The sequence below is a fragment of the Cellulomonas sp. URHE0023 genome, from assembly GCF_000688475.1.
Lineage (GTDB): Bacteria > Actinomycetota > Actinomycetes > Actinomycetales > Cellulomonadaceae > Cellulomonas.
Genome location: NZ_JIAN01000006.1, coordinates 618,523 through 645,081, shown reverse-complemented (window position 1 = coordinate 645,081; position 26,559 = coordinate 618,523). Strand labels below are relative to the sequence as shown.

Sequence of the window (26,559 nt, the reverse complement as noted above, 5' to 3'; positions counted from 1 at the left end):
ACAAGACCGGGCAGCACAGCGCTGACCAGCATGGAGACAGGTCGCGAGGCCGAGCCCGGAGCCGGTCCGGGCGCTCGCGGCGCAGGAGGTCACCATGGCCCGGACCCGTCGTCGCCCTGTTCACCTGGCCGCTCTGTCGCTCGTCGGGGCGGCGCTCGTCGCGACGCTCACCGCGTGCGGCGGCGCTGCCGCCGCACCCCCCGAACCTCGAGTACCCGAGCCCGCGTCGACCGCGGGCCTGACGACGGCCGACGTGGACTCGTGGCTCGATGCGACGATCCCCGAGGCGCTCGAGAAGGACCACATCGCGGGGGCGACGATCGCTGTCGTGCACGACGGTTCGATCCTCACTGCTCGGGGGTTCGGCGAGGCCGACGTGGCAGCGGGCACCCCCGTCGATGCGGACCGCACGCTGTTCCGCGCCGGGTCGGTGTCGAAGATGTTCACCGCGACGGCCGTGATGCAGCTCGTCGAGCAGGGCAAGGTCGACCTGGACACGGACGTCGAGCAGTACACGCACCTCGACCTCGGGCTGGAGCACCCCGTGACGCTGCGGAACCTGCTCACCCACACCGCGGGCTTCGAGGAGCGCATCACAGGTCTCATCGGCGGCCCAGGCACGCACGTCGACCTGCGCGCGAGTCTTGTCACGGACCCGCCGAAGCAGGTGTACGAGCCGGGCACCACCCCCGCGTACTCGAACTACGGCAACGCGCTCGCCGGGTACGTCGTCCAGGCGGTCAGCGGGCAGCCGTTCGAGGAGTACGTCGCGGAGCACGTCCTGGCGCCCGCCGGGATGACGTCCTCGTCGTTCGAGCAGCCGCTGCCGGACGACCTCGCCGCACGTGTCGCGCACGGCTACGCGACGTCCGACGGGCCGCCCACCCCGTTCGAGTTCGTCGGCCAGCCGCCTGCGGGCGCACTGAGCACGACCGCGACCGACATGGCGCGCTTCGCGCTGGCACAGCTCGGCGAACCGGTCGGTGAGGACATCCTGTCCGCGCAGACCCGCGCTCTCATGCAGCAGCCGGCCCTCGACGCCGACACGCTCGGCGCGCTCGCGAAGGGCCCGCGCATGGGCCTGGGGTGGTTCGACGAGTCACGTCACGGCCACCGCGTCGTGGGCCACGGCGGCGACACCGCCGTGTTCCACTCCCACCTGCAGCTGTGGCCCGACGACGACACGGGGCTGTTCCTGTCCTTCAACAGCACCGGAACCGACGCAGCGACGTACCTGCTGCGCGACGAGGTGCTCGACGCGTTCGCCGACCGCTACTTCCCGGCCGACGCAGCCCCAGCCGCGAGCACGGTCGACGACGCGACGCGCGCCGCTCACGCCGAGGAGCTCGCCGGTTCCTACGAGAGCACGCGAGGCTTCCACTCGACCTTCCTCACCGGGCTGGGCCCGCTGAAGCCGACCCGCGCGCAGGTCGTCGACGGCGACCACGTCCTCTTCACGCCCGGCCCCGGGCAGGCCGGACCTGCGGTGTACGAGGAGGTCGAGCCCTGGGTCTACCGGCAGGTCGACGGGGACCGGGTGCTCGCGGTGCAGACCGACGAGGACGGTCACGTGCAGATCATCGGGCACGACGGCGCCCTGTCGATCGTGCCGGTCACGGCCTCGCGGGCCGCCGCGATCCCCGCGCTCGTGGGCGGGGTGACGGTGCTGCTGCTGGGGCTGCTCGCCTGGCTCGTCGCCATCCTCGTCCGCACGGTGCGGAACCGCACCCGGCGCGGGAATGCGCCCGGTTCCTCCTCGCGGCCCACACCCGACGCCGTGCGCCTGCCTCGTGCCCTGACGCGCGTCTCGTCCCTTGCAGCCGTGCTCGCGCTCGGTGGCTGGGCCTACGTGCTGACGACGATCCTGCAGCTCGCGGGCGTCCCCACGGCGACGGTCCGGGTGGTCCAGGTGCTCACGGGCGTCGCCGTCCTCGGTCTGGCCGCGGCCGTGTGGCGGCTGGTCGCCGAGGCGCGAAGCCGCACCGGCTGGCCCAAGATCGTCGGGTCGGGTGTCCTGGTGGTTGCCTTCGTCGCGGTGTCCTGGGCGGCGCACCAGCTGCTCCTGACGTCCCCCGACATCACGTTCTGACCTGACCGGAACGGCAGGATGTCGGACATGGAGAACCGCGGGGCCCTCGCCCCCGAGTCGTGGTGGGACGCACGCCTGTCCCGGCTCGGGGTGCGAGGGCCCTTCGCCCACGACCTGGTGCTCGCTGTCACGGTCACCGTCCTGATGGTGCTCGCCGCCGTGGGGACGTTCGTGGCTGCCTCGGCGGACGAGCCGGACGCGCGGGCGGCGCTGCCGTCGGTGGTCGTGGTGGTGGCGGTCCAGTGCCTCGCGCTCACGCTGCGCCGCGTTCACCTGGGCATCTGCGTCGTGCTGACGGTGACGGCGCAGGTCGCGCTCATCGCGCTCGTCCCGGACGTGAACGTGCGGACCGTCGCGCCCTTCGTCGTCGGCGCGACCATCGGGAGCACCCGCCCGCCCGCCCGCGCGTTGCGCCTGGCGGCGGCCGTCGCGCTCACCGAGGCCGCGGCAGCCTCAGTCGTCGCGCTCGCCCGGGGTGCAGGCGCCGACGTGGTGCTGCAGCACTGCGGCTCCGCGCTCATCGTGTGGGGTGCGTCGGTGCTGCTGGGCATCTACGTGGCGACGCGGCGCGATCACCTCCGGCTCCTGCAGGAGCGTGCCGAGCAGCTCGAGCGCGAACGGGACGCACGGGTCCGCTCTGCGGTCGCGGACGAGCGGGCGCGCCTCGCACGCGAGCTGCACGACGTCGCCGCCCACCACCTGTCCGGCATGGTCGTCCAGGCGGCGGCCGTCGAGCGGCTGGTCGGGCGGGACCCGGAGGCCGCACGGGCCGGAGCCCTGTGGCTGCGGGACCAGGGCCGCGAGACGCTCGACAGCCTGCGGCAGGTGGTCGGGCTGCTGCGCCGGGACGAGACGCCTGACGGCACGGCACCGGTACCTGGGCTTGCCGCACTGGAGTCGCTCGTGCGCGGTGCACGCGAGCTGGGCGACACGGTCGAGCTCTCCCAGGTGGGCACCGGCTCACCGTTGCCTCCGCTCGCGGACGTGTCTGCGTACCGGGTCGTGCAGCAGAGCCTGACGAACGCCCGGCAGCACGCCCCAGGGGCTCCCGTGCGGGTCCGCGTGGTGCACACCCCCGGCGAGGTGGTGCTCGAGGTGACCAACGGACCGGACGGCCGAGCGGCAGGTCCCGCGGGCGGTGGGCGCGGCGGGGCCGGGCTCGCCGTCATGCGCGAACGTGCCGCACTGGTCGGGGGGACCCTCGACGCGGGGCCGACGCACGACGGCGGGTGGTGCGTGCGGCTGCACGTGCCGGTGGACGACGACAGGACGGTGGGCGCGTGATCCGGGTGGTGCTCGTGGACGACCAGGCGGTGGTGCGCGCGGGCTTCCGCGTGCTGCTGGGCGATGCGGAGGACCTCGAGATCGTCGGCGAGGCCGCCAGCGGTCCGGAGGCCGTCGCCGTGGTGCGCAGCACTCGGCCGGACGTCGTGTGCATGGACGTGCGGATGCCCGGCGGTGACGGGCTGACCGCGACGCGGCAGATCGTGGCGGAGCGCGTCGGCGTCCTTCCGGCCGTGCTGGTCGTCACCACCTTCGACCTCGACGAGTACGTGTTCGGCGCGCTGGAGGCCGGTGCCGACGGGTTCATCCTCAAGGACTGCGACCCGGCGGAGCTTGCCGACGCGATCCGCCGCCTCGCCCGCGGTGACGGCATGCTCGACCAGTCGGTGACCCGCCGGGTGATCGCGGAGTTCGCGCGCCGGCGGCCCGCACCCGCACCCGACGGTCAGACCGAGCTGCTCACCGCTCGCGAGACCGACATCGTGCGGTTGCTCGCGCAGGGCATGTCGAACGCCGAGATCGCGGAGGCGCTGTTCGTGGAGCCGTCCACCGTGAAGTCGCACCTGGGCCGGGCGATGACCAAGCTGGGCACGCGGGACCGCCTGCAGACGGTGGTGTGGGCGTACCGCACAGGGCTGGCCGCCCCGGACTGATCGGGTCAGGAGAGCGTCAGTCGACCAGCCACGTCGGGTTCCGCAGGAAGCGTTCCGCCACCTCGAGGGTTCCGGAGGTCTGCGCGGCCCAGAGCGCAGGCGGGAGCGCGTCCTCGCGGTGCGTCGTGGTCCAGCCGAGCATCTGCAGGCGCCGCACCATGGACAGCGCACACGCACGTCGCACGTCCAGCACGTCGAGCGGTCGGACCTCGGAGTACCCCGCCAGCCACTCCTGAGCCATCTCGGGGGCAAACGGCACGTGCTCCATGAACGTCAGCGCGGCGGCGAAGTCGTACGCGTACCAGCCGTACCCGCAGTCGTCGAAGTCGATCACGGCGAGGCCGTCGTCGCAGACCATGATGTTCGAGGGCCGCAGGTCGGCGTGGATCAGGCCGCGGTTACCCGTGCCCCGTGGTGCGGCGACGAGCACGTTGAGCGCCGCGGACTGGGCAAGGCGCAGCAGCACCCGCTCGCTCCGGGAGACCGGGGCGTCCTCCCACCGCCCCCAGCGCGCCGAGGGGCCGACCATGTCGGCGAGCTCCCAGGCGTGCCGCACGAACCCCGCCGGCGGCGTCCACCGGTCTGCGTGCTCGTGCAGCAGGGCCGTGGTGCGCCCGATCGTGCGGTAGTGCGGCACCGGGTCGGCGACGTCCTCCAGGATCGAGCCCGCCAGGAACTGGAACGACACGCACCACCAGGGCGTCCCGGTCGCGTCGAGCACGCGGGCGACGAAGCGCCCCTCGCGGGTGCGCAGGCTGGTGGGCACCCGGGCGACGTCCTCGAGCGCGATGGCCTCGACCCACGCGACCTCCGACTCGAACGCCGCGGGGTCGACGACGTAGCCGGGCCGGGCGACGCGCGTGACCGCGACGGCCCGTCCGTCCACCCGGACCACGAAGGTGGCGTTCTCGGAGACCGTGATGAGGTCGGCGGTGGTACGCGCCGGGTCGAGGTTCCAGGCGTCGACGATTCCGGCGAGCAGCCACTGCGGCGCCGGTGAACCCGCGCGCAGCGCGTCGAAGACAGCCAGCGAGGACGCGGTCCCGACCTGCGGGTCGACGGCCTGGTCGTTGGTCATGGGTTCCCCCGGGAAGTGCGGGGGCGGTGCCGGGCGGCTGCGGCGATCGTGCCGCACGTGGCGCCACCGGCACCAGCGACCTGGGCGACATTTCACGTGACCGTTACGCGCGCCGACCTCCGACCCCGACCGTTTACATCCGGGGGTCGCTGTTTACACGCTTCTTACCGCGGACCGCCCGTCGGCGACGGGCACGACGCGACCATGGGGACCTGACTTCTCACCTGGGCGGTGCCGGGCGGCACGACCACGTGGGCGCGCACTCCGGCGCCCGCACGACCCGAGGTGGAGGAGCCGACCGTGGCGACACGTTCGACGATCATGGACACGAACAGCTTCCGCGCCGACCGCGCCGAGGCCCTGCCTGCACCCATCGCGCAGCTCGTGGAGCGACGCGCGAGTGTCCTGGGTCCGTCCTACCGGCTCTTCTACCGCACACCGGTGCACCTGGTGCGCGGGCAGGGTGCCCACCTGTTCGACGCGGACGGCGCGCGCTATCTCGACGTGTACAACAACGTCGCCTCGGTCGGCCACTGCCACCCTCGGGTGGTCCGGGCCGTCGCCGAGCAGGCCGCGCAGCTCAACACGCACACGCGTTACCTGCACGAGCGCGTCGTCGCCTACTCCGAGGACCTGTTGTCGACGCTTCCGCCGGCGATCGACCGGGTCATGTTCCTGTGCACGGGGTCGGAGGCGAACGATCTCGCGGTCCGGGTGGCCGAGCACGCCACGGGAGGTACCGGCGTGGTGGTCAGCGCCGAGGCGTACCACGGCAACACGGCGCTGACGTCGCTCCTGTCGCCGGCGCTGGGCACCGCGCAGCGGCTCGGGGCCCAGGTGCGCACGGTCCCGGCGCCCGACCCGTACCGGTCCGGGGTGCCCGCCGCGGAGCTCGGGACCTGGTTCGCGGACCGGGTGGCCGAGGCCATCGCCGACCTGGAGCGGCACGGGGTGAAGCTCGCCGCGTTCGTCGCCGACTCGATCTTCTCCTCGGACGGCGTCTTCCCCGACCCGCCGGGCTACCTGGCCCGCGCGATCGAGGTCGTCCACCGTGCGGGTGGCGTCTTCGTCGCCGACGAGGTGCAGCCGGGGTTCGCTCGCACGGGCGAGGAGTTCTGGGGCTTCGCCAGGCACGGCGTCGTGCCGGACATCGTGACCACCGGCAAGCCGATGGGCAACGGCGTGCCGATCTCGGCACTCGCCGCGCGTGCGGAGGTGCTGGCTCCGTTCGGGGAGTCGATCCCGTACTTCAACACCTTCGGCGGCAACCCGGTGTCGATCGCCGCGGCGCAGGCGGTGCTCGACGTGATCCGCGAGGAGGACCTGCAGGCTCGGACCGCGGTCACCGGACGGCTGTTCCTCGACGCGATCACCGAGGTCACCGCGCAGCGCTCCTGCGTGGGTGACGTGCGGGGGACCGGCCTCTACATCGGCGTCGAGGTGGTCGACGACGAGGGCCGGCCGGACTCGGCCACGGCGCTCGACCTGGTGGAGGGCCTGCGCGACCGGCACGTGCTGACGTCCGTGTGCGGTCCCGGCGGCAACGTGCTCAAGGTGCGCCCGCCGCTCGTCTTCGACGCCGCCGACGTGGAGTGGTTCGCCACCGCGCTGGACTCCACGCTCGACGACGTCGCGGTGGGCCGCGGACCCGACGGAAGGCGGTGACGTGATGACGCACGGCGACGAGGCGAGGACCGAGGTGCTGTGCGCGCGGCTCCGCGCCCTGCTGGACGCCCGACAGCTCGACCCGGGGGAGCGCCTGGGCGACGAGCGGTCGCTCGCAGCCGAGCTCGGTGTGACCCGCACCGCGCTGCGGCACGCCCTCGACCGGCTCCAGGACGAGGGCCTGGTGCGCCGCACCATCGGGCGCACGGGAGGCGTCGTCGCGACGGACCGACGGATCGAGCGGAACCTGAGCACCCTCGAAGGGCTGCCCGACATCGCTCGGCACCAGGGGGTCGTCGTCGAGACGAGCGTGCTGCACGCGCGGCTGACCTTCGCGGCTCCGCGCGAGCGACGCCTCCTCGAGCTGGCCGAGGGCGCGGCCGTGCACGAGATCCTGCGGGTCCGCAGCGCCGGGGGGCGACCGTTGTCCCTCGAGACCTCGCACCTGCCTGCCGCGATGTTCCCGGGGCTGGCCGCGCACGACCTGACCTCGCTGTACCGGACCCTGCGCACCGCGTACGGGGTGGTGCCCGCCGTCAGCGACGAGTCGCTCGAGCTGGACGGCGCCACGCCCGTCGAGGCTGCACTGCTGGGCGTCGAGCCCGGCACCCCCCTGATCCACGTCCGCCGGTTGGCCACCACCGTCGGCGGGCGTCCGTTCGAGGTCGCGCACGAGCAGTTCGTGGGCGACCGCATGCGGTTCCACCTGCGCAAGTACGGCTTCGTCCGGCACGAGCGCGAGCCCGCACCACACGAGGACGGCACGCACCCGGCGACCGTCGCCTCGGCTTCGAGGGAGGTTCCATGAGCACCACGAGCGTGTCTGGCGTGACGTATGCGACGGCTGGGCAGGAGTACTTCGACAAGCGCGGGCTGACCCGGTCCGCCGGGTTCTGGGGCCTGTGGGGCATCGGGATCGCCGCTGTCATCTCCGGGGACTTCTCGGGGTGGAACTTCGGCATCGACAAGGCCGGCTGGGGCGGGTTCGTCGTCGCCGCGGTGCTGGTCACCGTCATGTACTTCGGGATGCTGTTCTCCATCGGCGAGATGTCGGCCGCCATGCCGCACACCGGTGGGGCGTACTCGTTCGCCCGGGCCGCGATGGGGCCGTGGGGCGGCTTCGTGACCGGCCTCGCCGAGACCGTCGAGTACGTCATGACCACCGGTGTCGTCGTGTACTTCTCCGGGCAGTACGCCAACTCGATCACCGACGAGCTGTTCGGCCTGTCGCTGCCGGCGTGGGTGTGGTGGCTCGTGATCTACGCGGTGTTCCTCGCCCTGAACACGGTCGGTGCGGAGATCTCGTTCAAGTTCGCCATCGTCGTGTCCGTGATCTCGCTGGCGGTGCTCGGGGTGTTCGGGGTGATGGCGCTGACGTCCTCGCACCTGGACCTGGGCAGCCTGTTCGACATCGAGCCGGACGCCGGGCAGAGCACCTTCCTGCCGCACGGGCTCAGTGGCGTGTTCTTCGCCCTGCCGTTCGCGATGTGGCTGTTCCTCGGCATCGAGGAGCTGCCACTGGCCGCCGAGGAGTCGCACACGCCCGCCAAGGACATCCCGCGTGCCGGTCTCTGGGGCATGGTCACCCTCGTCGTGACCGGCGCGGTGGTCGTGGTGCTGAACCCGGCGTTGACCGGGTCAGCGGCCCTGGCGACGTCGGGCGAGCCCTTGCTCGACGGGTTCCGCGCCATGCTGCCCAACTCTCAGATGGCGGCCGTGCTGTCGGCTTTCGCCCTGGTCGGCCTGCTCGCCTCGACGCAGGGGATCATGTTCGCGTACGGGCGCAACATCTACTCGCTGTCCCGTGCGGGGTACTACCCGAAGGCGCTCTCGCTGACCGGCAAGCGCAAGACGCCGTGGGTCGCGCTGCTCGTCGGCGGGGCCATCGGCTACGGCGCGCTGTTCGCCGTGCAGTACGGAGGGAGCTCCGCCGGCTCGATCGTGCTGAACATCGCGGTGTGGGGTGCCGTGATCGCCTACCTGCTGCAGATGGTGTCGTTCGTGCTCCTGCGCCTGCGGTTCCCGGACGTCGCGCGGCCGTACCGCAGCCCGGTCGGCGTCCCCGGTGCGGTCGTGGCAGGTCTGCTCGCGGCGATGATCTTCGTCGGGGTCATGCTCAACCCGGACTACCGCTCGGCCATCGTCGCGATCGGGGTCGTCTTCGTGGCGGCGCTCGCGGCGTTCGCGCTGTGGGGCCGCAAGCGGCTGGTGCTCTCTCCCGAGGAGCAGTACGCGCTCACCGGTGGCGCGCAGGACGCGGCGACCGTGCTGCCGGAGTCTGAGGAGCCGGACGAGCTGGCGCGGGTCTGAGAGAGAGCGACGGCCCGCCCATCGACTGGTGGGCGGGCCGCGTTCGCGAGCGGAAGAGTGCTGAGGGAGCTAGATCTTCGTCCGTGTGGTCAGCCACTCGGCGATGGCTCCGAACGCGAGGCCGACCAGGACCAGGAGGAGCGGGTACGCCGCGCCGACGTCCCGGACTGCATTCCACGAATATGGCCATGCGCCCGGCAACGCGGTCGACCAGAGTGTGAACGCGAGCACCGCGAGAACGATGCGAACGGTGATCGCGCGGCGTGACGCCGTGTGCTCGTGGTCCTTCTTTGCCCGAGTCGCCGCCGTGAGTGCCCCGGTCAGTACGAGCGCGACAGCGACAACGAGACCGCCGTAGAACCAGGCGGCGGATCCGGCGTTGATGCGCTCCAGTATCTCCTTGGGAGTGGAGTCGTCCTTGAGCGGGGATTGCGCTGCACCAATGCCGAGGATCGCCGCATAGAACGTGAGCGCCTCGCTGGGTATCCACTTGACGACGGAATCGAGTGCGCTGGTCGTGTCCGTCGGTTGGCGCTCACCTTTGGGGTCCTTGGTGGCCGCGTCCGAGCCAATTCTGAGGGCGCTCATGGATCCACTCCATCTCCGTCGGCCGGGCTTGACGTGCCGAGACGGTCGGGTTACCTCGGGCGATGCCGCAGACGGCACGTCGTCGGATGGCACTCCGGCGACGATCCGCCGGACGTGGGACCGGTCGCGGGAAAGCCGCCCGGGGCCTCCGACGTGATTCGCGCTCTCGCGGATATCAGAGCATGCCTGCGGCGCCCCTCGGAGTCGGGCGGCGCTTTGACTGCCGACGCTCGGGGGCGTGGCCGATGAATGGCGCGTTCGATTCGAGTCCCGTGCCGGCGCAACGACGCGTCAATGCTCACCATCACGCGAAGGGCGCCGACGAAGAGAGTGACGGGTTAATGGTCGAAAGCGATTGCCTACGTGAGGCATCGTGGCATCACGACATAGCCGAGCGCCAGACTGAATGATTCTCTGCCGCGGATGAAAAACGTCAGCTTCGTACCTGCTGCGAGCGGCGGGGGACGGGTCCGCTGTGGACCCGGCCCCCTCGACCGCGCCCCCGTCGTGACCGGGTGCGAGATCTTCGTGCAGCGGCGCAGACCCGGGAGGAGGCTGCGCCGACGTCTACTCGGTGCGCATCCCGGCGACGATCGTGCTCAGGTGGTCGGCCATGGCGGTGCGCGTCATCGGGTTGCCGGGCACCCCGGGACGCGACTGCCACGGCCGCGGTCCAGACGGGTCCCGCCCTTCCACCCCGAGCGCCCGCAGCCGTTCACCGTGGACGCCGAGGCGTTGCGTGAACTCGTGCACGTCTCGAGGTCCGCTCGTCCAGACCGCCTCGGCGAACGCGGCCAGGCGCGGGAAGAGCAGGTAGTCGAGCCGACGTGCCGAGTCGACGTGCTCGGTCCAGATCTGGCACTGCGCGCCGAGCACGGTCCCGCCGCCCGGCGGCAGCGTCGGGGGCTGGGGGTCGAACTCGTACACGTCCTCGACGCCGAGCGCTATCCCGACGGGTACGGGCTCGTCGTCGGAGTCGGACTGGCGGTAGTCGAGGTAGACGGAGTCGGCGGGGCACGAGATCACGTCGTACCCGCGGCGCGTCCCGAGTGCGACGCCCCGGTCGCCACGCCACGACGCGACGATCGCACCCGGGACGTCGTCGCCTTCGAGCACCTCGTCCCACAGGAGCGTGCGGCGGCCCTGGTCGGCGAGCCGCGTGGCGAGACGGCGCAGCAGCCAGTTCTGCAGGTCTGCGTCGCGCGTGATGCCGAGCTCCGCCTTCCGGGCGTCCGCAGCCTCGTCCCGGTGCCACCGACGCTTGGGTGACTCGTCGCCACCGAGCGCCACGACGGCACCAGGGAACTGCCCGACGACGTCGTCGAGGATGTCCTCGACCATGCGGATGGCGGGCTCGGCCAGGCTGAGCACGTGGTCGGAGATGCCCCAGCGGGTCCAGACGTCCGGGGTCACCCCGTCCAGCCCGGCGCCGAGGGTGGGGTAGGCCGCGACGGCCGCTTGGACGTGCCCCGGAAGGTCGATCTCGGGCACCACCGCGACGAATCGCTGGGCCGCGTAGGCGACGATCTCGGCGACGTCGTCGCGCGAGTACCAGCCGCCGTGCGGGCGCCCGTCGCCCTGTGCCGTGGGGCCGGCACCGAGCTGCGACTCCCGGCGCCAGCCGCCGACCTGTGTGAGCAGGGGGTACCGCTCGATCTCGAGCCGCCAGCCCTGGTCGTCGGTGAGGTGCAGGTGCAGGACGTTGAGGCGGTGCATCGCGGCCAGGTCGATCACTCGCAGCACGTCGTGCACCGGCAGGAAGTGGCGGGCCACGTCCAGCAGGAGCCCTCGCCAGCCGAACCGCGGGGCGTCCTCGATGTGGCAGCCACCGATCGTCCACGCGCCCGCGGCGCCGGCCCGCCGGTACGCCGACGCGGGCAGGAGCTGACGCAGCGCCTGCAGGCCGTAGAAGACACCCGCCGGGTCGCCGCCGCGCACGATGACGCGCCGGTCCGAGACGTCGACGGTGAACGCCTCGTTGCTCAGTCCGCGGTCGAGGCCCAGCACGATCCCCGCATCGGCCACGGGTACGGCCGGAAGGTCCAGGGCGAGCTCCGAGCGCAGCCACCGCGCGACGCCGTCCAGCCCGGAACGTGGCTGCAACCCGAGGCTCGTGTGCTGGTCGAGCACGAACGACCCGGGACGCACCTGTGCGTGAGCGGGTCTGGGGACCAGCGACTCAAGGGGGTTCATCCCTTCACCGCCCCGGCCGTCAGGCCTCCGGTGACCCGGTTCTGCAGGACCGAGAAGATGATCAGCACGGGCACCATGAAGAGCGTCGCAGCCGCCATCGTGGCACCCCAGTCGGTGCCGAACGTGTTGGAGAACGACGACAGCCACACCGGCAGGGTCCGCTGCGACTGGTCCTTGATGATGAGCGTGTTGGCGAACGCGAACTCGTTCCACGCGGTGATGAACCCGAACAGCGACGTGGCCAGGAGCCCGGGCGCGAGCAGCGGGAAGACGATCTTGCGGAACGCGGTGAGCTGCGAGCACCCGTCGACACGCGCCGCCTCCTCGAGCTCGACGGGGATCGCCTGCAGGAACCCGCGCAGCGTGAGCACGGTGAAGGGCAGCGTGATGGCGACGTAGATCACGAGCAGCGTGCCCAGCTGGTCGAGCGCCCCGGCGTCGCGCGCGATGACGTACATGGGGATCAGCAGGGCCTCCCACGGTGCCATCTGCGCCGCGAAGACGATCAGCAGGAACGCGCGTCGTCCCGTCCACCGCAGCCGCGCCGCCGCGAACGCCGCGAGGGCGGCGACGACGAGTGCGACGAGCACGGATCCGACAGCCACGATCGCGCTGTTGCGCCAGAACGACCAGAACCCGTCGGCGGCCAGGGCCGTGCTGAAGTGCTCGAGCGTCAGGCCGCGCGGCAGGAGCGTGGGGTGCTCGCTCTGGATGTCTGTGGTGGGCCGCAGCGCGGTGAGCACCATCCAGTACACGGGGAAGATCGACAGCAGGACCACCACGACCGCGAACGTGTTGGTCGCGCTGCGTCGGGCGAGGCGTTGCGGGGACATCAGTCGGCCTCCTGGCGCAGGGTCTGGCGGAAGTACACGAGCAGCAGGACGGTCAGCATGACGACGGTGAGCACGGAGATGGCTCCGGAGAGGTCGTAACGGTGCAGCGCCTGCGCGACCTTGTACGCGTAGACGGGCAGGGTCGTCGTCGCGTCGTTGGGACCGCCCTCACTGATGGCCCAGATCTGCGTGAAGGCCTTGAACACCCAGATGACCTCGAGCGAGGTGATGAGCCCGAACATCGGCCGCAGGACCGGGAAGGTGATGGTCCGGAACAGCCGGATGCCGGCGGCGCCGTCCATGCGGGCGGCCTCGAAGATCTCGTCGGGCACGGTCGTCAGGCCGGCGTAGAGCGTGAGCGCGGCGAACGGCACGGACTGCCAGACGATGAGCGCGACGATGAGCCCGAACGTGGCGGAGCCGTTGGCGAGCCAGGAGTAGTTGTCGAACTGGTCGAGCCCGATGCCGACGAGGAGCGCGTTCACGATGCCGAAGCGTGACTGGAACAACCACTGCCACACGGTCGTCGCCGCGATGATCGGCATGGCCCAGACCACGACCAGGGAGCTCATGACGGCCACCCGCATGGCCCGGCGCAGGTGCGTGAGCAGCAGCGCCACCGCCGTCGACAGCACCATGACCAGCACGACGTTGGCCGCGGTGAAGACCAGGGTGCGGAGCACGACCTCCCAGAACGTGCCGTCGGACAGGAGCGTCGTGTAGTTCTCCAGGCCGACGAAGACCGCGCCACCCCTGACCAGCTCGCGCAGGCCGAAGTGCTGCAGCGACATCACGAGGTTCTGCAGGATCGGCAGCCCGAGCAGGACGACGAGGACGAGCATCGCCGGTGCCACGAGCAGGTAGGGCATGAGTCGGCGGGTGCGCGAGCGGCGTGGGCGGGTGGGCACCGTGGTCTCGACGGGGACGACGAGATCGGTCGTGATGGCCAAGCGGGGCCTCCGGAGGTGGTCGAGGGGGAGGGGACGGGACCGGGTAGAGCACGCCGGTCCCGTCCCGACGGATCAGCTCTGCGCGTTCAGCGCGGTCGTGATCGCCTCCGACGCGGTCGCGGCGGCCTCGCCGGCGTCGGCCCCGGTGAGGACCTGTGTCATGTAGTTCTTGATCGGGTTGTCCGCCTCGACCGCGGCCCAGTTGGGCGAGTTCGGGGTGCCGTGGCCGTTGGTCGCGCCCTTGGCCATCGCGGCGGCACCCGGGTCCCCGTCCAGGACGCCCGCCAGGGTCGTCTTGTTGGGCACGTAGCTCATCGTCGTCGCCAGCTTCTTCTGCCACTCGTCACCGGCGAGCGCCTTGACGAACTCGTAGCCCTCGTCGGGGTTGGCTGCCGAGAGCGGGATCACGAGGTCCGAGCCGCCGGTGAACACGGCGCCGGGCTCTGCGGACGTCTTGCCCGGGACCGGGAAGAAGCCGAGCTTGCCGTCCAGTGCCGGGTTGGCCTCGACCACCTTGGCGGCCGCACCGGGGGTCGCGATGATCTGCGCGACCGTCCCTGCGGAGAAGACGTCGACCTGAGGTGGGTTCGCCTCGTCGGAGTCCTTGGGGCCCTTGCCGAGCGCCTGGAGCTGCTCGTAGAAGTCCATCCCGGCAAGCGCCTCGGGGGTGTCGAGGGTGCCCTTCCACTCGTCACCCTCCTGCACGGCCAGGTCCCCGCCCTCGTCCCAGATGAAGCCGGACAGGGCGTACCAGTTCTGGCCGGGCAGGTAGATGCCCTGCACGTCACCGGTGTTCAGCGCGGTGGTGTCGGCGATCCACTGGTCGCGGTCGGCGGGTGCCTCCGTGATGCCGGCGGCCGTGAACAGGTCCTTGTTGTAGATGACGACGCGGTTGGCTGCGTAGTAGGGGATGCCGTACTGGGCGTCGCCGATCTTGCCCGGGTCGGCCAGGCCGGGGATCCAGTCCTCGCCGCCCAGCTCCTCCACCTTGTCCGACAGGTCCGTGAGGCCGCCGCTGGCGGCGTACTGGGCGACCTGGGTGTTGCCCACCTCGATGACGTCGGGTGCCTCGTCGCTCGCGATCGCGGACACGATCTTCTGCCCGATGCCGTCCCACTCCTGGATCTGGACGTCGGCCTTGATGTCGGGGTGGTCGGCCTCGAAGTCGGCGACGAACTCGTCGAGGAAGGCGTCGGTGACGCTGTCCTTCATGAGCCAGACGTCGATGGTCGTGGGGCCCGACGAGCTGGCGTCGTCCGACGAGCCGGACCCGCCCGACGACGAGCATGCGGTGAGACCGAACGCGACGATGGCGCCCAGCGCGACCGCGCTGGTGGTGCGGGACTTCCTCATCGTTACTCCATGGGTCCGCGGTTGTTTACCAGTTGGACAACTGGTTAGGTACGAGGCAGAACGTTCCACGGGCCGGTGGGACTGTCAAGACACGATGTGGTGACGGCTTGGGCGCCAAGCGCGCGTGCCATACTGACCAGTGGTCAACCAAGGGAGCAGCGGGATGGGTCAGGCGGGCACAGGCCCCACGCGCAAGCGCGAGATGGTGCGCGACCGGATCCTCGAGATGGTCGAGTCGCAGCCCGCCGGGCACCCGCTGCCGTCGGAACGCGACCTCTCGGCGATGCTCGGCGTGTCCCGCCCCACCATCAGGTCAGCGGTCGACGGGCTCGTCGCCGCCGGCCTGGTCACCCGCGAGCACGGACGGGGCATGTTCGTCGCCCGCGCCAAGGTCACCCAGGAGCTGGTCGGCCACGAGACCACCGTGGACGTGCCGCGCGCGACCGGTGTCTGGTCGAGCAGGGTGCTCGACTTCACCACCGGCCCGGCGGGTCCGCGCGTCGGCCGGCGGCTGCACCTGTCCCCGTCCGCCCCGGTGAGCCACATCGCGCGCCTGCGGCTCGTGGACGGCGAGCCCATGGCCATCGAGTACCTGTACATCCCCGCCGAGCTCGTCGCCGGACTCGCGCCCGAGGACCTCGAGGCCGGCGACTTCTACGACCTGCTCGCCGAGCGTCACGACGTGCACGTCCGCGGTGCCACGCAGGCGATCGAGGCCACCGTGGCCAGCGAGGAGGAAGCGCGCATCATCGGCATCCCCGCGTTCTCCGCAGCGCTGATGTTCGAGCGGCTGACCGAGGACGACCAGGGGCGGCTCGTGGAGTACGTGCACTCGATCTACCGCGGCGACCGGTACCGGATCGTCTCCCGGCTCGCCCTGGGCGCCTCGGGCGACGGCGCCCAGGCCGACGTCGGGGCCATGGAGCACCGCCCCGGGATCCCCGCAGGCCCGCTCACCGGTCCCGGCCTCGTCACGCAGACCGTCGGATCGGTGCACGCGTCCTCGTAGTCATCGACGCCGCCGGCGGCACACGCGGCGCAGCTCCGCCCACTCACACGGCCGAGAACTGACCAGTTGCACGCTCCTGTGATACCTGTGACGGTCCCTCTTGACAGCGCGACTGGTTAAGTCCAATCTCTCCTGGAAGCCAAACTTGGCTTACCAGTAGTTGACCACTGACGCATGCATCCCTCGTTCGGCACGGTGGTGCCGCAGAGGACGCATGCGTGGGCGTGGCCAGGACGACGACGTCCCGGCTGGTGATCTGGCGTCCGTGGCGGCCTGGACAGACACCGTGGATGAATGGGGAGATCTGCATGAAGATCCGACAACTGACCTGGTGGGCCGGCGCCGCAGTGGCAGCAGTGGTCGCCGTTGGAGTGGCCGTCCCGGCGCAGGGAGCGCCCTCTGTCAGCCTGCAGTACCGCACGAGCGCCACAGGGGCGACCGTCGACCAGGTCGAACCGTGGTTCGTCCTGCGCAACAGTGGCGCGTCGCCGGTCGCCCTGAGCTCCGTCAAGATCCGGTACTACTTCGGTGCGGACTCCCCGTCCCAGCAGTACCGGTTCGCCTGCTCCTGGGCCGTCGTGTCGTGCTCGACCGTCACGGGGACGTTCGGCGCCATCACGCCCGGGGCCCCCGGCGCCGACCGCTACCTCGAGGTCGGGTTCACGTCCGGTTCGCTGGCCGCGGGAGGCAGCACGGGGGACCTGCAGCTGCGCTACTACCGGTCCGACTGGCAGCGCATCACGCAGGGTGACGACTACTCGTACAGCCCGACCACCGCCTACGCACCCGCACCCAAGGTCGCCGTGTTCGTCAACGGCGCGCTCGTCTCGGGGACTCCGCCCACGGGCGGCAACCCGACACCGACACCGACACCGACACCGACACCTACCCCGACCACGCCGCCCGCCACCGGCCAGGTCGTGTTCGACGACTTCAGCTACTCGAGCGCCGACGACGCGAGCATCGCAGCGCACAACTGGACGATCCGCACGAACGCAGGCGGCCCGGGCATCCCGGGTGCGGCCTGGCTCAAGGGCAACGTGTCGTTCCCGACCGTCTCCGGTTCCAACAAGGCACTGCAGCTCAGGTCGTCGACCGACGGCACCGGCGCGGGGACGCAGCAGTCCGAGGTGCTCAACCAGCGCAAGTTCCTGGAAGGCACCTACGCCGCTCGCGTCTTCTTCACGGACGTGCCTGACAGCGGCCCCGACGGGGACGCGATCGTCGAGACGTTCTTCACGATCACGCCGCTCGCGCGCGACCTGGACCCGGACTACTCCGAGCAGGACTTCGAGTACCTGCCCAACGGTGGCTGGGGCGAGCCGAGCAGCATCCTGTACGAGACGTCCTGGGAGACCTACCAGAACGACCCCTGGGTCGCGGTGAACGCGCACGGCGAGCAGCGCCAGAGCTACGCAGGCTGGCACGACCTCGTCCTGGTCGTCGCGAACCAGGAGATCACGTACTACGTCGACGGTCTGCTCGTCGCCACGCACGGCGCCGACTACTACCCCGAGACGGTCCAGTCGGTGAACTTCAACCTCTGGTTCATCAGCGGCGGCCAGATCGGCAGCAGCACTCCGCGGACCTACACCCAGAAGGTCGACTGGTTCTACCACGCGAAGAACGTGGCGCTCAGCCCGGCCCAGGTCACCGCCGCGGTGAACGGCTACCGCGCGGCCGGCACGACGTGGCTCGACACGGTGCCGGCGTCCTGACCGTCGGATCTGAGCGGGAGCTGACTGAGCTCGCTCAGGCCTGACGACGACGGCCCGCGCACCCGACGGTGGGCGGGCCGTCCGTCGAGCCAGAGCGCCGGTCCGCGGGACGCGTCACCGTGCACCTGACATGTACGGGGCGACGAGGGCCTGGATGGCTGAGGACGGCTCCACATCCATCTCCTCACGAAGGAGTGCGACGTACATGTCGTACTGGCGGATCGCCTCGGCAACATTTCCCTGCATCAGGTGCACACGCACGAGGAGCCGGTGAGCGCTCTCGCGCAACGGCTCCGTCGTGGTGACGGCAAGGCCCACCTGAAGGGCGTCGTAGCAACGACCCGACTCGATGAGCTGCTCGCCGATCCGGTCCATCGCATGCAGGCGCAGCTGCCGGAAACGCTCGCGCTCGACGATCACCCAGTCGTCGTACCACCCGACCAGAAGGTCTTCGCCCACGTCGATGAGCTCACGGGCCGTGGCGACCATCGTGTCGTCCGAGGACGTCGTCCTCAGGACCCCCATCGCCTGACCTGTGGCGCGACGCAGGTCGACCTCGACGCACGGGTTGAGCCACAGGTGGGTGTTCGACGCGAAGACCAGGTCGAGAGGGTGCAGCCGCCACAGTGCCGACCGCAGGCTGGCGCTCGCGTGGTGCTCGTCGGCGTCGAGCCACAGCGTTCCGCTGATGTAGGCGCGCCCTACCGGCTTGGACTGGAAGGCCAAGAAGCTCACGAGCCGCTGCGAGGACGGTGGGATCGTGACGGCTTCACCAGCGCACCGCACCTCGAAGCCCCGGATCAGGTTCAGCTCCACGGCCTGCGGGACGGGTTCTGGGATCACCGAGGCGGTCACGGCTCTCCTTGCGGTTGGGTCGCCGTGGGAATTCTCGGCTGCTCAGCGCCGCAGGCGCAAGTAGGTGATGCACCATCAGATGACGGATGGCGCGAGCGGGATCGGGGTGGTGACTGATCGCGCTGGGACGTGCTGACCGGTCTTCGGTGGCCGTGCCCAGCGGCGCGAGCGACTCGTGGTTCTTCGCTCTGCACACTACTGTGCGCGCCCGGCGTCACGGGAGCGTTGAATCGGCATGACCGCGCCGTCACCGCCGCCGGCTGGGACGTGGTCCGTGTCCCTCCGGTCGGGCGTCTCCGGCGCCGGTGGTCGGGTCGGAGGGCACCGCGTGGAGCCGGTGGCTCCTCGCCTGAACCTCCTCCAGCCAACCCCCGACCAGGGCCAGCACGGCCGCGTTGCTCGGCGCGTAGCTCCGCTGAAGCTCGGGGACGGCGTCGGTGGGGTGCGGGTCGAAGCCCGTGAGGCTGACCAGCCGATGCAGACCGTTGCTGTCCGACCACACCGTCACGACCAGCACACAGGTCGGGCCGCCCGCGTTCCCTGCGTGGTCGATCACGTCCGATCACGAGTCGAAGGCGGCGAGGATGGAGACGGTCACATCCTGCGTCCCGACGTTCTTCACCGTGAGCTTGCGTGGCCCCCCTGCGGCAAGCGCTGCCAGGACGTCCGTGTTGGCAACCAGAAGACTGCCCGCGACGACGAGCTTGGTGCCGACCGCAGATCCCTCCGGGGTGACCTCAACCTTTGCGGGGGACTGGTCGAGGTCGTTGCGCGCCTGGATCACCAGCAACGAGGCTGCACCCGTGGTGGGCAGGACCGAGACATCACCGGTGGCCGTCTTGGCCAGGGCGAGGCTGGCCACGACGTACGCGTCGGAGTCCACACGCGCACTCACCTTCACCAGCGGGCCGCCCTTCACGTTCACGGCGGTGGTGATCGTCACCTGCTCCATCGAACCCTCCTGCGATCTGGCTGGGCGACCTGTCTGACTCACCCGACCGTCGCTCGCGCGTGTCACGGGACGATCACCCGGTCGTCACGACGTCGACGCGACCGATCGCCGACGAGACCGATCGCCGACACGACCGATCACGGTGACAGCGACGTGACGCGCAGGGACACGCCCCCTTGACGCGGTTCGCACAGGATCGGTCCACATCGTGTTCGACGGGCCTCGGGGTCTGGCGACGTTCGAGGCACTAGGGGGACCGCATGGAGCCAGCGGAGGGTCGGTCCGGGCCGGCCGCGCGCGAGGGTGTGCGGCCATGATCGACCACGCCCTGGTCATCCTCCGCAACGAGCTCGACGCGTACCTGACGGCCGAGGGCAACTCGACACATGCCGCGCTCGGCAACGTGTGCGACATCGGCGTGTCCACGCTGCAGCTGCGGGAGAAGGTGCTGCTCTCGGTGGTCAACCTCCAGGAGGAGCGCACGCTCAAGAACACCCCCGCCTACGTGCGCGACGACGTCCGGATGCGGGTGCGCTACGAGAATCCGCCCACCTTCCTCAACCTGGCCGTGCTGGTTGCGGCGACCCACGCCGACTACCTCAGCGCGCTGCGGGCGCTGTCCCGAGCGCTGCTGTTCTTCCAGCACCGCAACGTCCTCACGCACGACAACGTCGCTCCGAGCTCGATCACGCAGGACGCACCCCCGCGTGACGTCGACCGGCTCTCCGAGTTCAAGCTGGTCCTCACCCTGTGGTCGCCCAGCTTCGAAGAGGTCAACGACATGTGGGGGATGCTCGGCGGCAAGCAGCTCCCCTTCGCGCTCTACTCCTTGCGCATGATCGAGCTGAAGTTCCGGGCGCCCCAGCGAGAGTCCGGCGTCATCACCGAGGTGGTCAGCGGGTTCAGCCAGAAGGTCACGGTGAGCTGACGTGGGAGAGCTGGTCCGCATCGGGTACACGCGGGTCCTCGACGTCCGCGTCCTGCATCACTTCTGGCTGGACGAGGGTCCGACCGACTTCGACAGGATCAGCGACCCGGTCAAGAAGGACGCGCGACTGCTCACCTACGACGTGCGGCGCCTGCTCTCGTTCGTTCCGAGCGTGGCCACGTCCGCCACCATCTCCGGCCTGCGCGGATTCTTCCGGACCACCGGGCTCGGGTTCCTGGTGGCTGTGCCGGACGACGCCACGCTGGCGATCGACTCGACCTTCGAGTTCTTCGTCGCCGTGGTCGCGCCGGACTACGCCAGCTACACCGCGCAGCCCCTGGCTCGCCCGGGCATCACCGATCCGACAGCTCGCTCTCTGAGCCCGCAGCCCACCGTCACCGTGATCGAGCCGCCGACCGACCCCGTCACCGGGTCGCAGCGGGTCCACCGGTACAAGGCGAACGTCCCCGTGCTCTCGAACACGACCGGGGTGGCACGCGGGTCGGGGGAGGCCGAGCGGCTGTACCTCTCCACCGACTACCCGAGCGCCGCCGCCGCCGACCCGGTCGAGGCTCTCGTCGTGGTGGGAGACGACCTCGGCCAACGCGTCGGTGATCCGCCCGACGCCCCCATCAACGTCCTGGGGGCACGGACCGATTTCCCGATCTTCGTCCACCAGGGCGACGTGCCGGCGATCAGCCCTCCGCCGGGGAGCAGCGGGGCACCGGCCTTCGGCATCGAGCTGACGGCCGACGCGCCACCGGACGTGTGCGCGGTGATCCGGCTGGTTCCGGTGCGGTCGGCCGGCAGCCCGTTCAACTTCGCGGATCAGGACGGCACCCCGCGCCCGCGGGTGTTCGAGGTCCACCTGCAGAACCGCCGGACCACCTGGCGGTACTTCAGGCGGAGCGACGGCCAGCCCATCCCGACCGCGACCGAGCCGCTGCCGCTCACCCACTTCGGCAATGCAGGAACGAAGCAGAAGCCGTCGAGCGCAGCGGTCACCGCCGAGCTCGACAACCAGAACCCGTCGAGGATCACGCGCTACGTGTCCGACATCTTCGTCTAGCCGAGCAGGAAGGAAGGCCATGGCAACGAGCTACAAGACTCCCGGCGTCCACCTCGAGGAGATCCCGAAGTTCCCTCCGAGCATCGCGCCGGTGGACACCGCCATCCCTGCGTTCATCGGCTACACGGAGCGAGCTGTCAGCAGGGACGGCAGCGACCTGACCCTGGTGCCGAAACGGATCGAGTCGCTCGTCGAGTACGAGCAGCACTTCGGTGGGCCAGAGCTCGAGACCAAGATCACGGTGACCATCGAGACGACCACCACCGCGACCGCGGGCGCTCCGGTCGGCGTCGCGGCAACAGCTGCGATCGACGAGCAGACCCGGTCGAAGCACATCCTTTACTACGCGATGCAGCTCTTCTACGCGAACGGCGGCAAGTCCTGCTACATCGTCTCGGTCGGCCCGTACCTGGGTTCCGTGGGCGCCGAGCTGGACGGCGTGGATCTGGGCAGTGGTCTGGAGCCGCTGTCGATGGTCGACGAGCCCACCCTGATCGTGGTGCCCGAGGCGCAGAGCCTGACCGTGGCGGCGGACTTCGGCACCCTGCAGAACAGCTGCCTGGCGCAGTGCGAGGACCTCAAGGACCGCTTCGTGATCATGGACGTGCACGGTGGCCTGGAGTCGATGTCCGACCCAGGAGCGGACTTCCTCGCAGCAGCAGCAGCCTTCCGCTCCACCGGACCGAACGACAACCTCAAGTACGGAGCCGCCTACGCGCCGAACCTCGAGACCACGCTCGACTACCAGTACGACCCCACGCGGGTGATGGTCACGGAGGTGCTGGACACGGTCGCCTCCCCGTCGGTGGCACTCGACAGCCTCACCTCGAACCAGACCAGCCAACGGGCCAAGGCCGCCATTCGTGCGCTGCCGCTCACGATGCCGCCGAGCGCAGCGATCGCAGGTATCTACGCGGCCGTCGATGCCAAGCGTGGCGTGTGGAAGGCGCCGGCGAACGTCGGTCTGAACGCCGTGGTCAAGCCCACGATCCAGTACACCAACACCACGAACGACGTGCTGAACGTGGATGTCACGGCCGGCAAGTCGATCAATGCGATCCGGCCTTTCGTCGGGAAGGGCACCCTCGTGTGGGGCGCTCGAACGCTCGCGGGCAATGACAACGAATGGCGTTACGTGAGCGTGCGGAGATTCTTCATCTTTGTCGAGGAGTCCACGAAGAAGGCGACGGAGCAATTTACGTTCGAGCCGAACGACGCTAATACCTGGGTCAAGGTCCAGGCGATGATCGAGAACTTCCTCACCACGCAGTGGCGGGCCGGTGCGCTACAGGGCATCAAGCCCGAGCACGCGTTCTACGTCGCGGTCGGCCTGGGCAAGACCATGACGGCCCTGGACATCCTGGAGGGCCGAATGGTGGTGGAAATCGGCATGGCAGCGGTGCGCCCGGCCGAGTTCTTGATTCTTCGCTTCTCGCACAAGCTCGCCGAGAGCTGACCCCGACGGCCGCGCCATGCGCCGCGGCCTCTAGTGAATGGAGGGCGACATGCCGCAGGAATATCCCATTCCCCGGTACCACTTCGAGGTGGACTGGGCGGGCACCATGATGAGCTTCACCGAGGTCACCGGGCTGGTGATGGAGCGCGAGAAGATCGAGTACCGGCACAGCGCGAGCAAGGACTTCAACAAGATCGCCATGCCGGGTCTCGTGAAGAACAACAACATCACCTTGAAGCGCGGAAAGTTCCAGAGCGACGTCGACTTCAACGACTGGTTCGACGACGTCGCCAACGAGCGCGTCGAGGAACGCCGCGACGTCACCATCAGGCTGCTGAACGAGAAGCACGAACCGGTTGCTGCGTGGACGGCCGCCCGGTGCTTCCCGGTGAAGCTCACCGCACCGGATCTGAAATCGGACGCGAACGAGGTCGCTATCGAGAGCATCGAGATCGCTCACGAGGGCTTGAAGCTCCTCCGGTGACGCTCTACTACCCGCCCTGGGCCTTCTACTACAAGGTCGAGTTCGGAAGCTCGAGCCAGCCGAACGAGGCCAACTTCCAGTCGGCCTCAGGCCTCAGCGTGGAGTACGACACCGAGGAGTACAAGGAGGGCGGGGAGAACCGGTTCACGCACAAGCTCCCCATCCGGACCAAGTACGCGGACCTCGTCCTGAAGCGCGGAATGCTTACCGGCTCGGACACCGTCCAGTGGTTCCTCGACGCCTTCCGGGAGCGGATCTTCATGCCCAAGCCGGTGAGCGTGATCCTCATGAACGAGAAGGGCGAGCCGCTCCGGACCTGGAACGTCGTGCACGCGGTGCCCAAGAAGTGGACCGTCAGCGACTTCAACGCCAGCGAGAGCGCGGTCGTCGTCGAGACGCTCGAGCTGACGTACCAGTACTTCACGGTCGCGTGAGGCCGACGCGGAGCGGGGGAGGACCACGGTGCCGATCGAGATCAAAGAGCTCCACATCCGCGTGTCGGTGACCGCGCCGGCAGGGACAGCGGCCCCGCCGGCCGGCGCCCCGACGACGACTCCGGGCACCGACGGCGCCTCCCGGCAGGCACTGGTGGCCGAGCTGGTCGAGCAGGTCCTGCAGGTCCTCGACGACCGAAAGGAGCGGTGAGCGGTGGCGGCGACCGGCAAGCTCGAGAAGATGCTGATCCTCGCCTTCGACTCGGCGCACGACGCGGAGGACGGAGGGAGGATCGAGGCCAAGGGCCAGTTCGAGGCCCTGATCAACCCTGAGACGTACACGCTCGAGTACAAGGTCAAGACGTCTGACGGCCAGGCCCAGGGGACCAGCAGCGCCCAGCCGAAGTTCGAGTACACGCTCCCCGAGGAGCTCGCCTTCGAGTTCCTCTTCGACAACACAGGGCTGATCGACGGCACACCGAAGCCGGACGGCGTCTTCGACCAGGTGAACGCGTTCCGCAACCTGCTCGTCGAGTACCAGGGCAAGACGCACGAGCCCTACCACCTGAAGCTCGTGTGGGGGAACCTCGTCTTCAAGGGCCGGGCGATCGAGGTCGGCATCACCTACAAGCTGTTCAACCCTGATGGTCAGCCCATTCGCGCGGTCGTACGGGTCAAGTTCAAGGGGTCGGTCGAGGAACGGAAGCGGGCCGCGCTGGAGTTCCGGCAGTCGCCCGACCTCACGCACCAGCGCACGGTCGCACCGGGCGACACGCTGCCCTACATGTGCTTCCAGGTCTACGGCGACCCCCGCCACTACCTGCGCGTCGCCGCCAGCAACGGCCTGGACGACTTCCGGAACCTCGAGGTCGGTCGGTCGATCCTGTTCCCGCCGCTCAAGCCCGAGGTGGTGCACCGATGACCGACACCACCGTGATCCCCACGCCGGCCAGCCCAGACGTGTGCTCGATGAGCCTGCTGATCGACGGCAGCGAGGTGTCGGGCGCGTTCTCCGTGCTCTCGGCGTCCGTGTCGAACGAGCTCAACCGCATCCCCTCCGCGTCCGTGCAGCTGCTCGACGGTGAGGCGTCCAAGCAGACGTTCGCGGCCAGCGACACCGACCACTTCGTGCCGGGCAAGGAGATCGAGATCAAGCTCGGCTACCGCGGAGACACCGAGACGGTGTTCAAGGGGATCATCGTGAAGCACTGCGTGCGCATCCGCCGCAACGGCACCCGGCTGTCGCTGGAGTGTCGGGACAAGACGGTGCGCATGACGAGGAGCTCCAGGTCGAGGTACTTCACGGACACCAAGGACAGCGAGATCCTCGACGACCTGCTCGACGAGTACCAGCTCGACGGCGATGTGGCGACCACCAGGCCGTCCCTCAAGGAGGTCGTCCAGTACGACGCCACCGACTGGGACTTCCTGATCTGCCGGGCCGAAGCCAACGGTCATGTGGTCGCCGTCCGCGACGGCACGGTGACGATCGGTCCGCCGTCGACGTCTGCCGAGCCGAAAGTGACGGCCACGTTCGGGACGACCGTGCTCGAGCTCGACGCAGAGATCGACGCCCGATGGCAGGTACCCGGCGTCAAGGCGACCGCGTGGAGCGCCACCGACCAGGAGCTCGTCGAGGCCGAGGCGTCCGAACCGTCGGTCACCGCCAGCGGCAACCTCTCGGCCTCCGACCTGTCCGACGTGTTCGGGGGCGACGCGCAGCTGGTGCGACACGGCGGGAAGCTCAGCGAGCCGGAGCTGCAGGCGTGGGCCGACGGGCTCCTGCTCAAGGGCCGGCTCGCCAAGGTGCGTGGCCGGGTGCGGTTCCAAGGCTTCGCCGGCGTCTCCGCCGGCGACGTGGTGGAGGTGGCCGGCATCGGCGAGCGCCTCGCGGGCCGGCAGCTCGTCGCGGGCGTCCGTCACTCGTTCAGCGACGGCAACTGGGAGACCGACGTCTCCTTCGGGCTCTCCCCAGAGCCGTACGCCGTCACCTATCCCGTGACGGCCACGCCTGCCGGGGGCCTGGTGCCGTCCGTCAACGGGCTGCAGATCGGCATCGTCACAGCGCTCAATGACCCTGACGGCGAGGGACGGATCAAGGTCCGTATGCCGCTGGTGAGCACCTCCCAGGACGGCGTGTGGGCACGGCTGGCCACCCTGGACGCCGGCGACGGGCGAGGCACCTACTTCCGTCCGGAGGTCGACGACGAGGTGGTCGTGGGCTTCTTCGACAGCGACCCGCGCTTCCCGGTGGTCCTCGGCCAGGTCCACAGCACCGCCAAGCCGGCGCCGGAGGCTGCCACGGACGCCAACGACCGCAAGGGCTACGTCAGCCGTTCGAAGCTGAAGCTGGCCTTCGACGACGACAAGAAGCTGGTCGTGCTCGAGACCCCGGCGGGCAACAGGCTGAGCCTCTCCGAGGACGGGAAGAAGGTCGTGCTCGAGGACCAGAACGGCAGCTCGATCACGCTCGACGATGGCGGCATCACCCTGAAGAGCGCGAAGGACATCACGCTGAAGGCGTCAGGGGACGTCAAGGTCGAGGGCACGAAGGTCCAGATCACAGGGCAGAACGTCAAGGCCCAGGGGCGGTCGGGCACCGACATCACGTCCAGCGGGACCTTGACTCTCAAGGGTTCCGTGGTCCAGATCAACTGA

The 26,559-nt window shown here is 69.9% G+C and carries 24 protein-coding genes; 16 read left to right on the top strand and 8 right to left on the bottom strand.

Annotated elements, in window-relative coordinates:
- The first annotated feature begins 94 nt into the window (after window positions 1-94).
- The 3 genes from N553_RS22470 to N553_RS0112200 are packed head-to-tail and all read left to right on the top strand — an operon-like array spanning window position 95 to window position 4,026.
- Complete coding sequence (locus tag N553_RS22470) at window positions 95-2,089, top strand: serine hydrolase (protein WP_051640112.1); 1,995 nt, start codon at window positions 95-97, stop codon at window positions 2,087-2,089.
- A 27-nt stretch (window positions 2,090-2,116) separates the two neighbouring features.
- The gene (locus N553_RS22465) at window positions 2,117-3,373 is read left to right on the top strand and encodes a sensor histidine kinase (protein WP_156043815.1); all 1,257 of its coding nucleotides are present in this window, start codon (window positions 2,117-2,119) and stop codon (window positions 3,371-3,373) included.
- Window positions 3,370-4,026 (top strand): response regulator transcription factor, encoded by a 657-nt coding sequence (locus tag N553_RS0112200; RefSeq protein WP_028046755.1) that lies wholly within the window; start codon window positions 3,370-3,372, stop codon window positions 4,024-4,026. The genes N553_RS22465 and N553_RS0112200 overlap by 4 nt, the downstream gene beginning before the upstream one ends.
- Window positions 4,027-4,042: 16 nt before the next feature.
- On the opposite strand, the gene N553_RS0112195 is transcribed toward N553_RS0112200, so the two are convergent.
- A complete protein-coding gene (locus N553_RS0112195; protein ID WP_028046754.1) occupies window positions 4,043-5,104 on the bottom strand; it encodes a phosphotransferase enzyme family protein in 1,062 nt (353 codons plus the stop codon).
- A 300-nt stretch (window positions 5,105-5,404) separates the two neighbouring features.
- On the opposite strand from N553_RS0112195, the gene N553_RS0112190 reads away from it, so the two are divergent.
- From N553_RS0112190 to N553_RS22455, 3 genes are read left to right on the top strand one after another with little or no spacing between them, the layout of a single operon-like run.
- Window positions 5,405-6,769 carry an aspartate aminotransferase family protein gene (locus N553_RS0112190; protein ID WP_028046753.1) on the top strand — a complete coding sequence of 455 codons (1,365 nt, stop codon included), beginning with the start codon at window positions 5,405-5,407 and terminating at the stop codon, window positions 6,767-6,769.
- Between the two features lie 4 nt (window positions 6,770-6,773).
- Complete coding sequence (locus N553_RS22460; protein WP_156043814.1) at window positions 6,774-7,577, top strand: GntR family transcriptional regulator; 804 nt, start codon at window positions 6,774-6,776, stop codon at window positions 7,575-7,577.
- Window positions 7,574-9,079, top strand: a complete 1,506-nt coding sequence (locus N553_RS22455) for an amino acid permease (protein ID WP_081844531.1) — start codon at window positions 7,574-7,576, stop codon at window positions 9,077-9,079. Before N553_RS22460 ends, N553_RS22455 begins: the two co-directional genes overlap by 4 nt.
- Window positions 9,080-9,148: 69 nt before the next feature.
- Here the strand turns inward: N553_RS22455 and N553_RS0112175 are convergent, their stop codons facing one another.
- The 5 genes from N553_RS0112175 to N553_RS0112155 form a co-directional block, all read right to left on the bottom strand.
- Window positions 9,149-9,667: a hypothetical protein gene (locus N553_RS0112175; RefSeq protein ID WP_028046752.1), complete on the bottom strand. Its 519-nt coding sequence runs from the start codon at window positions 9,665-9,667 to the stop codon at window positions 9,149-9,151.
- Between the two features lie 567 nt (window positions 9,668-10,234).
- Window positions 10,235-11,860, bottom strand: a complete 1,626-nt coding sequence (locus N553_RS22450; RefSeq protein ID WP_051640110.1) for a beta-N-acetylhexosaminidase — start codon at window positions 11,858-11,860, stop codon at window positions 10,235-10,237.
- Window positions 11,857-12,693: a carbohydrate ABC transporter permease gene (locus tag N553_RS0112165; protein ID WP_028046751.1), complete on the bottom strand. Its 837-nt coding sequence runs from the start codon at window positions 12,691-12,693 to the stop codon at window positions 11,857-11,859. The genes N553_RS22450 and N553_RS0112165 overlap by 4 nt, the downstream gene beginning before the upstream one ends.
- The gene (locus N553_RS0112160) at window positions 12,693-13,643 is read right to left on the bottom strand and encodes a carbohydrate ABC transporter permease (protein WP_028046750.1); all 951 of its coding nucleotides are present in this window, start codon (window positions 13,641-13,643) and stop codon (window positions 12,693-12,695) included. The genes N553_RS0112165 and N553_RS0112160 overlap by 1 nt, the downstream gene beginning before the upstream one ends.
- A gap of 72 nt (window positions 13,644-13,715) precedes the next feature.
- Window positions 13,716-14,996: an extracellular solute-binding protein gene (locus N553_RS0112155; protein WP_028046749.1), complete on the bottom strand. Its 1,281-nt coding sequence runs from the start codon at window positions 14,994-14,996 to the stop codon at window positions 13,716-13,718.
- Between the two features lie 163 nt (window positions 14,997-15,159).
- Between N553_RS0112155 and N553_RS0112150 the strand changes: the two genes are divergently transcribed.
- Window positions 15,160-16,005 (top strand): GntR family transcriptional regulator, encoded by an 846-nt coding sequence (locus N553_RS0112150; RefSeq protein WP_028046748.1) that lies wholly within the window; start codon window positions 15,160-15,162, stop codon window positions 16,003-16,005.
- Window positions 16,006-16,313: 308 nt separating this feature from the next.
- The gene (locus N553_RS0112145; protein WP_028046747.1) at window positions 16,314-17,723 is read left to right on the top strand and encodes a cellulose binding domain-containing protein; all 1,410 of its coding nucleotides are present in this window, start codon (window positions 16,314-16,316) and stop codon (window positions 17,721-17,723) included.
- A gap of 114 nt (window positions 17,724-17,837) precedes the next feature.
- Here the strand turns inward: N553_RS0112145 and N553_RS22445 are convergent, their stop codons facing one another.
- Together N553_RS22445 and N553_RS0112125 are read right to left on the bottom strand one after the other, a co-directional pair.
- Window positions 17,838-18,578, bottom strand: coding sequence for a BTAD domain-containing putative transcriptional regulator (locus tag N553_RS22445; RefSeq protein WP_081844530.1), 741 nt, complete (start codon window positions 18,576-18,578; stop codon window positions 17,838-17,840).
- 562 nt (window positions 18,579-19,140) lie between these two features.
- A complete protein-coding gene (locus tag N553_RS0112125; protein WP_028046745.1) occupies window positions 19,141-19,530 on the bottom strand; it encodes a hypothetical protein in 390 nt (129 codons plus the stop codon).
- A gap of 313 nt (window positions 19,531-19,843) precedes the next feature.
- Here N553_RS0112125 and N553_RS0112120 point away from each other — a divergent pair, with 313 nt between their 5' ends.
- From N553_RS0112120 to vgrG, 8 genes are read left to right on the top strand one after another with little or no spacing between them, the layout of a single operon-like run.
- Window positions 19,844-20,458: a DUF4255 domain-containing protein gene (locus tag N553_RS0112120; protein ID WP_028046744.1), complete on the top strand. Its 615-nt coding sequence runs from the start codon at window positions 19,844-19,846 to the stop codon at window positions 20,456-20,458.
- A 1-nt stretch (window position 20,459) separates the two neighbouring features.
- Window positions 20,460-21,527: a hypothetical protein gene (locus tag N553_RS0112115; RefSeq protein ID WP_028046743.1), complete on the top strand. Its 1,068-nt coding sequence runs from the start codon at window positions 20,460-20,462 to the stop codon at window positions 21,525-21,527.
- A gap of 19 nt (window positions 21,528-21,546) precedes the next feature.
- On the top strand, window positions 21,547-22,983 hold the full coding sequence (locus tag N553_RS0112110; RefSeq protein ID WP_028046742.1) for a phage tail sheath C-terminal domain-containing protein: 1,437 nt from the start codon (window positions 21,547-21,549) through the stop codon (window positions 22,981-22,983).
- A 37-nt stretch (window positions 22,984-23,020) separates the two neighbouring features.
- Window positions 23,021-23,467 (top strand): phage tail protein, encoded by a 447-nt coding sequence (locus tag N553_RS0112105; protein ID WP_197030036.1) that lies wholly within the window; start codon window positions 23,021-23,023, stop codon window positions 23,465-23,467.
- Window positions 23,464-23,901: a phage tail protein gene (locus tag N553_RS0112100; RefSeq protein WP_028046740.1), complete on the top strand. Its 438-nt coding sequence runs from the start codon at window positions 23,464-23,466 to the stop codon at window positions 23,899-23,901. Before N553_RS0112105 ends, N553_RS0112100 begins: the two co-directional genes overlap by 4 nt.
- A gap of 28 nt (window positions 23,902-23,929) precedes the next feature.
- Window positions 23,930-24,112: a DUF5908 family protein gene (locus N553_RS0112095; RefSeq protein ID WP_028046739.1), complete on the top strand. Its 183-nt coding sequence runs from the start codon at window positions 23,930-23,932 to the stop codon at window positions 24,110-24,112.
- Window positions 24,113-24,115: 3 nt separating this feature from the next.
- Complete coding sequence (locus N553_RS0112090; RefSeq protein WP_028046738.1) at window positions 24,116-24,823, top strand: hypothetical protein; 708 nt, start codon at window positions 24,116-24,118, stop codon at window positions 24,821-24,823.
- A complete protein-coding gene (gene vgrG, locus N553_RS0112085; protein WP_028046737.1) occupies window positions 24,820-26,559 on the top strand; it encodes a type VI secretion system tip protein VgrG in 1,740 nt (579 codons plus the stop codon). Before N553_RS0112090 ends, vgrG begins: the two co-directional genes overlap by 4 nt.